This is a genomic window from Thioalkalivibrio sp. XN279, from assembly GCF_011089885.1.
GTDB lineage: Bacteria > Pseudomonadota > Gammaproteobacteria > Steroidobacterales > XN24 > XN24.
Genome location: NZ_JAANBD010000015.1, coordinates 149,681 through 160,752 on the forward strand (window position 1 = coordinate 149,681; position 11,072 = coordinate 160,752).

Genomic DNA, 11,072 nt, shown 5'->3' on the forward strand with positions numbered 1-11,072 from the left:
GCGCGGGCGTGCGCCGGGGCCGCAGTTCAGCTGCAGCCGGCAGCGGTCAGTACTTCACGCTGCAGCCGTAAGGCTGGGTCAGCGGCCGGCTGACCGGCTTGCCCTCCGCCAGCTCCGCCAGCGCGATCTCCACGTACTGCTCGGCCTTCTCGATGTCGGCGACGTTGGCGCTCGGGATCGAGTCGATGGCGCCGTTGTAGCGCAGCACGCCCGCGGGATCGATGATGTACATATGCGGCGTGGTCTTGGCGCCGTAGGCCGTGCCGACGGTGCCGTCGGTGTCGAACAGGTAGGCGGTCTGCTGCGCCTTCCATTCGGCCTGGATCTGGTCGGCCTGCGCCGGGCTCACGTGGCCCTGCTTGCCCTCGGCCGAAGAGTTCACCACCAGCCACACCACGCCGTCGGCGGTGGCCTCAGCCTGCTGGCGCTGCATGTTCTCGCCGTTGTAATGCTTTTTCACGAACGGGCAGTCGTGGTTGGTCCACTCCAGCACCACGGTCTTGCCGGCGAAGTCGGACAGGTTGTGCGTGACGCCCGCCGTGTCGGTGAGGGTGAAGGCGGGTGCGGGCTCGCCGATTTTCGCGTCCGCGGCCAAAGCTGGTGAAGCGGCCGGCGACGCCGCCAGGGTGAGTGCGAGGGCGACGCCCAGGGTCTTGTACATGGTTCTCTCCTTGCTGGTCGAATGTCAGTGATTGCGTGTCAGATGTCGTCGAGCGCCTGTAGCACGATGTCCACGGTCAGCAGCTGCGGCAGCACCACCGGTTCGCGCCCGGGACCGGGATACAGCACATACAGCGGCACGCCGCTCCTGCCGAAGGATTCGAGGTAGGCGGTGATGTCGGAGTCACGCCGCGTCCAGTCGCCCTTGAGGTAGCGCACGCCGCGCTCCTCCAGCGCTGCGGCCACCCGCGGCGAGGACAGGGCGACGCGCTCGTTGGCCAGGCAGGTGATGCACCACGCCGCCGTCATGTTCACCAGCACCGGTTCACCGGCCGCACGGGCGGAAGCGAGCCGGTCGGGCGTCCAGGCCTCGTGTGCGGCTGCGGCCGCGGGTGCAGGTCCGGTGCTCGGCGCGGGTGACTGCAACAGCGGCAGGACCAGGCTCGCGAGCAGCACGCCCCAGGCCGGGATGCGCCAGGCGCCGCCGGCGCGCAGCAGCCACAGGCCGAAGGCGATGCCGACCAACGCGGCGAGCAGCCAGCTCATGGCCAGCACCGAGGTCTGTTCGCCGTAGACCCACAGCAGCCAGGTCACGGTGAGCAGCAGCGGGAAGGCCAGCAGCCGACGGAAGGTGTCCATCCACGGGCCGGGGCGCGGCAACGCCCGCGCCAGTCCCGGCACCCAGCCCAACGCCAAAATCGGCAGCGCCAGGCCGAGGCCGAGGGCGGCGAAGATCGCCAGCGCGGCGCCCGCGGGCAGGGCCAGCGCCACGCCGAGCGCGACGCCCATGAACGGGGCGGTGCAGGGGCTCGCCACCAGGCAGGCGAGCACCCCGGTGAAGAACGCGGCGCGGTCGCCGTGGCCTGCAGCGAGGCCCTGGCCGAGCCCGGCGAGCCGGCCGCGGAACTCGAACAGGCCGGCGAAGTTCATCGCCAGCACGAAAAACAGCAGCGCCAGGCCGGCGACGAATGCGGGCGCCTGCAGCTGGAAGCCCCAGCCCAGTGCCTCGCCCGAGGCCCGCAGCGCCAGCAAGGCGCCGGCCACGACGAGGAAGCTGGACACCACGCCGGCGGTGTAAAGCAGGCCGTGGCGACGCAGCAGCGCGCGGTCGCCGGCCGCTTCCATGGCCCCTGCAGCCTTGAGGAACAGCACCGGGAACACGCAGGGCATGAGGTTGAGGATCAGCCCGCCCAGCAGTGCGAGGCCGATCGCGGCCAGCACGCCCGGCGTGCCGCCCGGGCCCGGCGCTGTCGTGCCCTGCGCTGCGCCCGGTGCGGCGTCCGCGCGCGGGACGGCGCTGAACAGCAGGCCCGTATCGCCGCGCGCAAGGAGGAACTCGAAGCGCTGCGGCGCGGCGGTGAAATAGTCGCTCTTCGGCAGCACCAGCGCCGTGCCGTCGCCGGTCTCGAGCCAGCGCGGCTCTATCGCGTTCGAGGTCACCTGCGGGGTGACGGGAAAGTAGGTCCACGCGGCATCGGGCGCCGGATTCAGGCCAGCGGGCAACTGGAGCTCGACCGTTTCGGCCGTGAAGCTGACGGTCGCCGCGCTGGCAGCCGCTTGCGGCTGGCGGCGCAGGGCGGCGGCAAAGACCTCGCCCCAGCGCGGGTCGTTTTCCGCTGCGTCGGCTTCGGTGGCGACGGGGAGGCGCAGGGTGTAGCTGCCTTCTCCGGGCAAGCACTCGACCCGGCAGATCAGCCAGTCCGCCGTGGCCTCGATGACCAGTTCGTCGCCGGCGAAATCCGCCGGGACAGGCACCTCGATCGGCAGCACCATGGTGCCGCCGTAACCGAAGTTCACCAGTGGTCCGGCCGGCAGGCGCTCGGGAATCGGCCACGCGATGGCGCCGGCCGAGAACCCCGGCGGCAGTTCCAGGTTCACCCGCGTGGGCAGCCCCGAATCGCCCGGGTTGCGCCAGTAGGTGTGCCATTCCGGGTCGTGCTGCAGCCACAGCCCGAGGCGGAGTATTTCCCCGGGCACCGCGGTTGCCTGCTGCGCCACCAGGCGCGAGTAGAGGTGGTCCGTGCGCAGCGGCGCCTCTGCCGCAGCCGCGGCATGCGACGAGGCGGTGGTCAGCAGGAGCACCAGCAGCAGCGATCTCAGGCGCATCGGCGGGACTCGGTCCTCGGTTCGGGCATGGGATTGTACGACCGGGCGGGGTCGGAGGGGTTCCGGGGACGGCTCGCGCGCCTGTCCTATACTGCCCCTTCCTTGAGCATGCCGGAGGGCGCATGGAAGTGGTGGAGGGCGGACTGCTCTCGGCGCTGCTGCTCGGCGGCCATATGCTGCTGGTGGCCGGCCTGGCGGTGCGCATCCTTTCCCGGCACCTGCCGGTGGGCAGCACGCTGGCCTGGCTGGTGATCCTGTTCGTGCTGCCCCTGTTCGGACCGGCGCTGTACCTATTCATCGGCGAGAACCGTCTCGGCAACAAGCGCGCGCGGCGCTGGACAGAAATCCACGACCTCTACCGCGGCTGGCAGGGGCGGCTGAAGACGCGCTCGGAAATCGACTGGAACCGGCTGCACCCGCGCGCCCGCTCGCTGGCCAGTCACGGCGAGTCCATCACCGGCTTCGTCGCGCTGCAGGGGCATGCGCTCGAACTGCTGGAAGGCTGGGACGATTTCGTCGCCACGCTGGTGGCGGACATCGACGCCGCCCGCAGCACCTGCCACCTCGAGTTCTACATCTGGGAATCCGCCGGGCGCGCCGCGGAGGTCGAGGCGGCCCTGGTGCGCGCGGCCGAGCGAGGCGTCGTCTGCCGCGTGCTGGTCGACGACGTCGGCGCCAGCCGTTTCCTGCGCAGCCGCGCCGCGCGCGCCCTGCGCGCCGCCGGGGTGCAGGTCGTGAGCCAGCTGCCGGTCGGGTTGCTGCGCATGCTGTTCGTGCGCATGGACCTGCGCAACCACCGCAAGATCGTGGTGATCGACGGCGAGATCGGCTACACGGGCAGCATGAACCTGGTGGACCCGGCCTATTTCAAGAGCAACGCCGGCGTGGGTCGCTGGGTGGACGCCATGGTGCGGCTGCGCGGCCCGGCCGTCGAGGTGCTCAACGGCGCCTTCCTCGAGGACTGGGAGCTGGAGACGGACGAGGGGATGGAGGTTCTCGAGACGGCCGACCTGAAGGCCGTGCACGAGGAAGGCGACACGGTGGTGCAGGTGGTGCCCTCCGGCCCGGGGCTGAACCGCGCCTCGATCCACCAGCTGCTGCTGTCGTTGCTGTATTCGGCCGAGCGCGAGCTGATCCTCACCACGCCGTACTTCGTGCCCGACGAGTCGATCATGACGGCGCTGGTCTCGGCGGCGCGGCGCGGCGTGGCGGTGACGCTCAACGTGCCGCAGAAGCTGGACTCGGTGCTGGCGCGCTACGCGGGGGCGGCGTGCTTCGAGGAGCTGCTGGCGGCGGGGGTGCAGATCGCGCGCTACGAGCCGGACCTGCTGCACACCAAGGCGATCACGGTGGACGGCCGCATCGCCGTGCTGGGCTCGGTGAACATCGACATGCGCAGCCTGTGGCTGAACTTCGAGATCTCGCTGTTCATCTACGACCGCGACTGTGTCAGCCGCGTGCGTGAGCTGCAGGCGCGTTACCTGCACGACTCGGTGCTGCTGCACCCGCGCGCCTGGCGCGAGCGTTCGCTGGGCGCCCGGGTGGCCGAGGGCGTGCTGCGACTGATGGGGCCGCTGCTGTGAGCCGCTGCGCTGCCTGCCGCGCCCGGGCCGGCAGAATACTGCGCCATCCTCCCTGCTAGAATCGCCCGCCATGGACAAGGCTGAACTCCTGCAGCAGCTGAAGATCGAGCGCGACGAGCCGGCGCAGGCAGGGGCGCGCACGGGCCGCTGGGTGGCGGCTATCCTGGTGCTGCTCGCGGTGGCTGCTGCCGCCACCTACTTCCTCGTCTTCGCCCCTGATGAAGCTGTCGCGGTGCGCGTCGCGGCAGTCCAGGCGCCGCAGTCGAACGCGACACGCTCGGTGCTCGACGCCACCGGCTACGTGACCGCGCGCCGCATCGCCACCGTCTCGGCCCAGGTCACCGGGCAGGTCGAAACCGTGCTGATCGAAGAGGGCATGGAAGTCGAGGAAGGGCAGGTCCTGGCCACCCTCGACGACACCGAATGGCGCGCCCAGGTGGCGCTGGCGGAGGCGCAACTCGATTCGGCGCGCTCGCAGCTCGCGGAAATCCGTGCCCAGCTCCAGCAGGCGGAAAAGGACCTCGCGCGCCAGCAGGAGCTGGTCGGGCGTGGGCTCACATCCCAGGCGGCCTTGGATGCGGCCGCGACGCAGGTCGAGGCGCTGGCGGCGCGACTGGAGAGCGCGGCCACGGGTGTGGAGGTGGGGCAGCGTTCGCTGGAGCTGTCCCGCGTGCGCCTCGGGAACACGGTGATCCGCGCGCCCTTCGCCGGGATCGTGACCGTGAAGGCGGCACAGCCGGGCGAAATGATCTCGCCGGTGTCCGCAGGCGGCGGGTTCACCCGCACCGGCATCGGCACCATCGTCGACATGGATTCGCTGGAGGTCCAGGTGGACGTCAACGAGTCTTTCATCCAGCGCGTATATCCGGGCCAGCCCGTGGAAGCCGTGCTCAACGCGTACCCGAACTGGCGCATCCCGGCCGAGGTCATCGCCATCATCCCGACCGCGGACCGCAGCCGCGCAACCGTGCGCGTGCGCGTGGCCATCCTCGAGCGGGACGCGCGCATCGTGCCGGACATGGGCGTGCGCGTGGCCTTTCTCTCGGCCGACGAACCTGCAGCGCCGAACGCGCCGTCGCGGCTGCTGGTGCCGGCCGCGGCGCTGGTCGATGCGGACGGCGACAGCCATGTCTTCGTGCTCCAGGGCGAGAACGTCGTGCGGCGGCAGGTCGAGGTCGGGGAGGCGCGGGGCGAGTTTCGCCAGGTCCTCGAGGGCCTGCGCAGCGGCGAACGCGTGGTGCTCGATCCGCCCGCGGGGCTCGAGGACGGCAGCATGGTCAGGGTCGAGTAGGCAGGCAGGAGGAACGATGAGCGCAGTGATCGAGATACGCGGCCTCAGCAAGGTCTACACCCGCGGCAAGCAGAAGGTGGAAGCGCTGCACTCCGTCGACCTGGACATCGAGCGCGGCGACTTCGTTGCCCTGATGGGCCCGTCCGGTTCGGGGAAGACGACCCTGCTGAACCTGATCGGCGGGCTCGATTCGCCCACGGCCGGCAGCATCAAGGTGGACGGCCAGTCGCTGGAGCGCATGAGCTCGGGCGCCCTGGCGCGCTGGCGCGCCGCCCACGTCGGCTTCGTGTTCCAGTTCTACAATCTCCTGCCGGTGCTGACCGCGCAGCGCAACGTCGAGCTGCCGCTGTTGCTGACGAAACTGTCGGCGGCGCAGCGGCGCAAGAATGCCGCGGTCGCGCTGCAGCTGGTCGGCCTGGCGGACCGCGCCAACCACAAGCCGCGCGAGTTGTCCGGCGGACAGGAGCAGCGCGTCGCGATCGCCCGGGCCATCGTGTCCGACCCCTCGCTGCTGGTGTGCGACGAGCCGACCGGCGACCTCGATCGCGAGACCGCGGACGAGATCCTCGAGCTGTTGCAGATGCTCAACCGCGAGCACGGCAAGACCATCGTCATGGTGACCCACGATCCGAAGGCCGCCGACCATGCGCGCCGGCTGGTGCGGCTCGACAAGGGCGCGCTGTTGCCTGACACGGAGTCGGCCTGAGGGCCCGGGCATGAAATACCTGCACCTGGTCTGGGCGGGCCTGTTTCGCAAGAAAGTGCGCACGGTGCTGACGGTGCTGTCCGTGATCGTGGCCTTCCTGCTGTTCGGCCTGCTGCAGGCCGTGAACGAGGCGTTCCAGGCGGGCGCCGAGCAGGCGCGCGCGGATCGCCTCATCACCAACTCCCGTTACTCGATCATAGAGATGCTTCCGATCAGCTACCTGCCGCAGATCGAGTCGGTGCCCGGCGTCAAGGAAGTCGCTTTCGCCAGCTGGTTCGGCGGTTCCTACCAGGATCGTCCCGCGCAGTTCGCCGTGTTTCCGGTCGATCCCGAACGCTACCTGCGCGCGGCGCCGGAGATCGAGCTGGACGATGCGGCGCGTGAACGCTGGCAAGCCACCCGGGACGGCGCCGTCGTGGGGCAGTCGCTGGCGGAGCGCTATGGCTGGCAGGTCGGCGACCGCGTCACGCTGGTGGCCGACATCTGGCCGCAACGCGGCGGCAACAACGAGTGGAACTTCGAGATCTCGGGCATCTATACCAGCCCGGGATCAGAGCAGAACGAAGGCGCGCTGCTGTTCCAGTGGGAATTTTTCGACGAGGCGCGGCAATATGCGCGCGGCACGGTCGGCTGGTTCATCCTGCAGGTCGAGGATCCGGACCGTGCCGAGGACGTGGCGCAGGCCGTGGATGCCCTGTTCGAGAACTCCAGCAACGAGACCAAGACCCAGACGGAGAAAGCCTTCGCACAGGGCTTCGCGCGACAGTTCGGCGACATCGGCTTGATCGTCACCGCGATCCTGGGCGCGGTGTTCTTCACCATCCTGGTGCTGACCGGGAACACCATGGCGCAGGCGGTGCGGGAGCGGGTGCCGGAGCTGGCGATCCTGAAGACATTGGGATTCAGCGACCGCGCCGTGCTCGGGCTGGTGGTGGCGGAGTCCCTGGTGCTGGTGCTGCTCGGCGGACTCATCGGCCTCGGCCTGGCGGCCGCGGCCCTGGGCGGGCTGGGCGCAATGCTGGCGGGTTTCGGTATCCAGGGCATCAGCCTGTCGGTGGTGGGGATGGGCGTGCTGCTCATGGTGGCGCTGAGCCTGGTCGTGGGATTGCCGCCCGCCTGGCGGGCGATGCGGCTGCGGGTCGTCGACGCCCTCGGCGGGCACCAGTAGGAGGCGGCGGAGCATGAATGTCATCAGGCAAGTGCTGGCGGTATCGCTCATGAACCTGCGTAGCGTGCCGCAGCGCTGGAGTACCTCGCTGGTCATCGTCGTGGGCATTGCCGGCGTGGTGGGTGTGCTGACAGCGATCCTCGCCATGGGCGAAGGATTCCGCGCCACGCTGGGCGCCGCGGGGAAGGCCGACCAGGCCATCGTGCTGCGCAGCGGCGCCACCTCGGAGCTGACCAGCGGCCTCGGTCGCGAGACGGTCGACCTGATCAAGCGCCTGCCGGGCGTGGCGCGCGGGGCGGACGGCGAGCCGGTGGCATCCGCGGAAATACTGGTCATCGCCGACCTGCCGAAGGCGGGCACCGGCACGCTGGCGAACGCGCCGATACGCGGCGTGCAGCCCGGCGCGTTCGCACTGCGGCCCGAAGTGCAGATCATCGCCGGCCGCGCGCTCGAGCCGGGGCCGCGCGAGCTCATCGTCGGCCGCGGTGCGGCGAGCCAGTTCGCCGGCCTCGAGGTGGGCGCGCGTGTGGCTTTCAGGGATGCCGACTGGACGGTGGTGGGGATCTTCTCGGCCGGCGGCGGGGCGCACGAGTCAGAGCTCTGGGGCGATGCTGAAACCGTCATGTCCGCCTACCGCCGTGGCGGCCTCCAGTCGGTGACGGTGCAGTTGGAGAGCCCCGACGCGATGGACGGCTTTCGCGCCGCGCTGGCCGACGACCCCCGCCTGAACGTCGAGGCGCAGACGCTGCAGGCCTATTTCAGCGCCCAGTCACAACAGATGAGCACGCTCATCAATGTGCTCGGCTACACGGTCGGCTACATCATGGCGATCGGTGCCCTGTTCGGCGCCCTCAACACCATGTATGCGGCGATCTCCACCCGTGCGCGCGAGATCGCCACGCTACGGGCGCTCGGTTTCGGCGGCGCGGCCATCGTGATGTCGGTGTTGATCGAGGCCCTGCTGCTGGCCCTGGTCGGCGGCCTGGTCGGCGGCGGCCTGGCGTGGGCCCTGTTCAACGGCTACACCGTATCGACCCTCGGGGCGAACTTCAGCCAGGTGGCGTTCGATTTCAAGGTCTCCGGCGCACTGCTCGCCCAGGGCATCGCCTGGGCGCTGGTCATCGGCCTCGTTGGCGGCCTGCTCCCGGCCTGGCGTGCCGCGCGGCAGGAAGTGACGACCGCGCTCAGGGCGCTTTAGAAACCGGGCTGACGATGCCGCCGTGCAGGCGCCTCATTCGTTGCTGCCGGCCTCCAGGCTGACGAGATAGTTGATCACCTCGGGTACCGCCGCCGGGCCGCCCGGCAGGTCAGCGCTGACCACGTATTTCCCGTTCACCACCACCGCCGGGACGAAGGTCAGGCGGTAGCGTCCGGCACGCACCTTGGCGGCGCGCAGCTCGGAGTCGACGCTGAAGCTGGTAAGCGCTTCGCGCGCCTTGTCGGCGGGCACGTCATAGCGGCCGAGAAACTCCACCATCTGGTCGATGGTGTTCAGCGGGTTACGCTCGACGTGGTACTCGTTGAAGATCGCCGCGTGAGTCTGGTCTTCGATGCCCAGGGCCTTGGTGGCGAAATACAGGCGCGCCTGCGGCTCCCAGCCAGGGTTCAGCGGCGCGGGCATGCGCACGTACTCGGCGACGTCGGGCTTGGACTTCGCCCAGGCCTCCAGGTACGGCGCGAGCATGTAGCAACCACCGCAGCCGTACCAGAACACGTCGACCACTTCGACCTTGCCCGGTGCGACGCTGGTCGGCTGCGCCGGGTTCAGCACGCGGTAGTGTTCGCCGGCGACGAAGCGCGCATCGGAGGCCGGCGCCGTGTTCGCCTGCGCCACCCGGGTCGGGGCAGGGGCCTGCTGTTCTGCAGCGCGCGGCTGCGCCGGGGCCTGGGTGGTCGGCCGGGAAACCGGTTGCGACGACTGCGCCGCCGGGGCAGCGTCGGTGCTGCCGGTGCTGGCCGGCGGCTCGGGGCTGCATGCGGCCAGCAGGACTGCGGCGAGCAGGGCAAGGGCGGTTCGGGTCATGTCCGGTCTCCTCGGGAATGCTTGATTTTCTTAAGGCAGCCCAGGTGCGGCGGAGTTCCTTCTCAGCGCAGGCCCTGGATGTAGGTGCTGACCGCGGCGATGTCTTCATCGGACATCCTGGCGGCGATTTCCTGCATCATGGCGTTGACGCGCTCGCCGGAAGCGTAGGCACGCAGCGCGCTGGCGATGTAGGTTGCGTGCTGGCCCGAGATCACGGGATACAGTGCCATGGGGTTGCCGCGGCCGGTGGGGCCGTGACAGGCGATGCAGGCCGCAACGCCCCTTTCCTGGTTGCCGCCGATATAGAGTTTGCGCCCGGCTTCCACCAGCGCCGGGTCCGCCTCGAGCGCCGCCGGGGCCTGGGCCTCGTAGAAGGCGGCGAGGTCGAGCATGTCCTGCTCGGTCAGGCCGACGGCCATGGGCGACATGAGCGGGTTCTGGCGCTCGCCGGACTTGAAAGCCTGGAGCTGGGCGACGATGTAACTGGCATGCTGGCCGGCCAGGCTCGGCCACTCGGGGTTGAGGCTGTTGCCGTCCGGGCCGTGGCAGGCCATGCAGACCGCGGATTTCTGCTGGCCGGCTTCCACGGAACCCTCGGCCAGCGCGGTGTCGTTCATCCCCAGGGCCGCAGCCGCGGCGGCGACGGCGAGAAGCATCCTCATGGCTCATAATCTCCGGTGGTTGTCCTGCCGACTTGCCAGCGTGGCGTCCGGCGGGTAGAACCCGAAATTCTACACCACCTCACCGAGTTGCAGTCCACCGCCATGAGCGCCTATCCGGACGCCGAGTTCCTCACCAGCGCCAACAAGCGCAGCCAGTTCGTGCCTGATGACGGCCGCGAAGTGGCGTTCGCCGGGCGCTCCAACGCCGGCAAGTCCAGCGCCATCAACGCCATCCTCGGCCGGCGCGGGTTGGCGCGCACCAGCAAGACGCCCGGGCGCACCCAGCTGGTCAATTTCTTCAGCCTCGGCGAGGGGTTGCGGGTCACGGACCTGCCCGGCTATGGCTTTGCGCGGGTCCCGGAGGCGGTGCGCCGTCACTGGGGCGAACTGATGGACGACTATTTCCATCACCGCCAGTCGCTGGCCGGGCTGTTCATCGTCATGGACGCGCGGCGACCGCTGACCGAGTTCGACCAGGGGATGCTGGGCTGGGCCCGCGCCGCAGGGTGCCCGGTGCACCTGCTGCTGACCAAGGCGGACAAGCTGTCGCGCGGGGCCGGTGCGGCAACGCTGCTGGCGGTGCGCCGGGAGGTGGGCGACGCGGCCTCCGCCCAGCTGTTCTCGGCGCTCAAGAACACCGGGCTGGATGAGGCGCGGCTGGTCCTGGACCGCTTTCTCGGCCTCCGCAACGGGGTCTGACCCCCGTAAGTTTTTGAAAAAAAAGGCCCCGAGGCGAATACGCCCCGGGGCAATACATGGTCCGGCTTGGGGGAACCGGACAGCTGGCCCGCCCAGGGAGGGTGGCGGGCGAGCGTCAGATTGGCGCTCACCGATACAGACTCCCGCAATGCCGCAAAAGTTCCGGGGGGCAGC

At 69.9% G+C, this 11,072-nt stretch carries 10 protein-coding genes; 6 read left to right on the top strand and 4 right to left on the bottom strand.

Annotated features, from left to right (window positions below):
• Window positions 1-46 precede the first annotated feature (46 nt).
• Both G8346_RS02275 and G8346_RS02280 read right to left on the bottom strand, forming a co-directional pair.
• Entirely contained in the window at window positions 47-661 is a 615-nt protein-coding gene (locus G8346_RS02275; protein ID WP_166047791.1) for a thioredoxin family protein, read from the bottom strand.
• Between the two features lie 38 nt (window positions 662-699).
• Entirely contained in the window at window positions 700-2,766 is a 2,067-nt protein-coding gene (locus tag G8346_RS02280; RefSeq protein ID WP_166047793.1) for a protein-disulfide reductase DsbD, read from the bottom strand.
• Between the two features lie 122 nt (window positions 2,767-2,888).
• Here G8346_RS02280 and cls point away from each other — a divergent pair, with 122 nt between their 5' ends.
• From cls to G8346_RS02305, 5 genes are all read left to right on the top strand, one after another.
• A complete protein-coding gene (gene cls / locus G8346_RS02285; protein WP_166047795.1) occupies window positions 2,889-4,349 on the top strand; it encodes a cardiolipin synthase in 1,461 nt (486 codons plus the stop codon).
• A gap of 70 nt (window positions 4,350-4,419) precedes the next feature.
• Window positions 4,420-5,640 (top strand): efflux RND transporter periplasmic adaptor subunit, encoded by a 1,221-nt coding sequence (locus G8346_RS02290; protein WP_166047797.1) that lies wholly within the window; start codon window positions 4,420-4,422, stop codon window positions 5,638-5,640.
• Window positions 5,641-5,656: 16 nt separating this feature from the next.
• A complete protein-coding gene (locus G8346_RS02295; RefSeq protein WP_166047799.1) occupies window positions 5,657-6,346 on the top strand; it encodes an ABC transporter ATP-binding protein in 690 nt (229 codons plus the stop codon).
• Between the two features lie 10 nt (window positions 6,347-6,356).
• Window positions 6,357-7,514, top strand: a complete 1,158-nt coding sequence (locus G8346_RS02300) for an ABC transporter permease (RefSeq protein ID WP_166047801.1) — start codon at window positions 6,357-6,359, stop codon at window positions 7,512-7,514.
• Window positions 7,515-7,527: 13 nt separating this feature from the next.
• A complete protein-coding gene (locus G8346_RS02305) occupies window positions 7,528-8,712 on the top strand; it encodes an ABC transporter permease (protein WP_166047803.1) in 1,185 nt (394 codons plus the stop codon).
• 33 nt (window positions 8,713-8,745) lie between these two features.
• Here G8346_RS02305 and G8346_RS02310 read toward each other — a convergent pair whose 3' ends face one another.
• The gene (locus G8346_RS02310; protein ID WP_166047805.1) at window positions 8,746-9,537 is read right to left on the bottom strand and encodes a thiol:disulfide interchange protein DsbA/DsbL; all 792 of its coding nucleotides are present in this window, start codon (window positions 9,535-9,537) and stop codon (window positions 8,746-8,748) included.
• A gap of 62 nt (window positions 9,538-9,599) precedes the next feature.
• Window positions 9,600-10,199 carry a cytochrome c gene (locus G8346_RS02315; protein ID WP_166047808.1) on the bottom strand — a complete coding sequence of 200 codons (600 nt, stop codon included), beginning with the start codon at window positions 10,197-10,199 and terminating at the stop codon, window positions 9,600-9,602.
• Between the two features lie 102 nt (window positions 10,200-10,301).
• On the opposite strand from G8346_RS02315, the gene yihA reads away from it, so the two are divergent.
• Window positions 10,302-10,898 (top strand): ribosome biogenesis GTP-binding protein YihA/YsxC, encoded by a 597-nt coding sequence (gene yihA, locus G8346_RS02320; protein WP_166047809.1) that lies wholly within the window; start codon window positions 10,302-10,304, stop codon window positions 10,896-10,898.
• The last annotated feature ends 174 nt before the right edge of the window (window positions 10,899-11,072 follow it).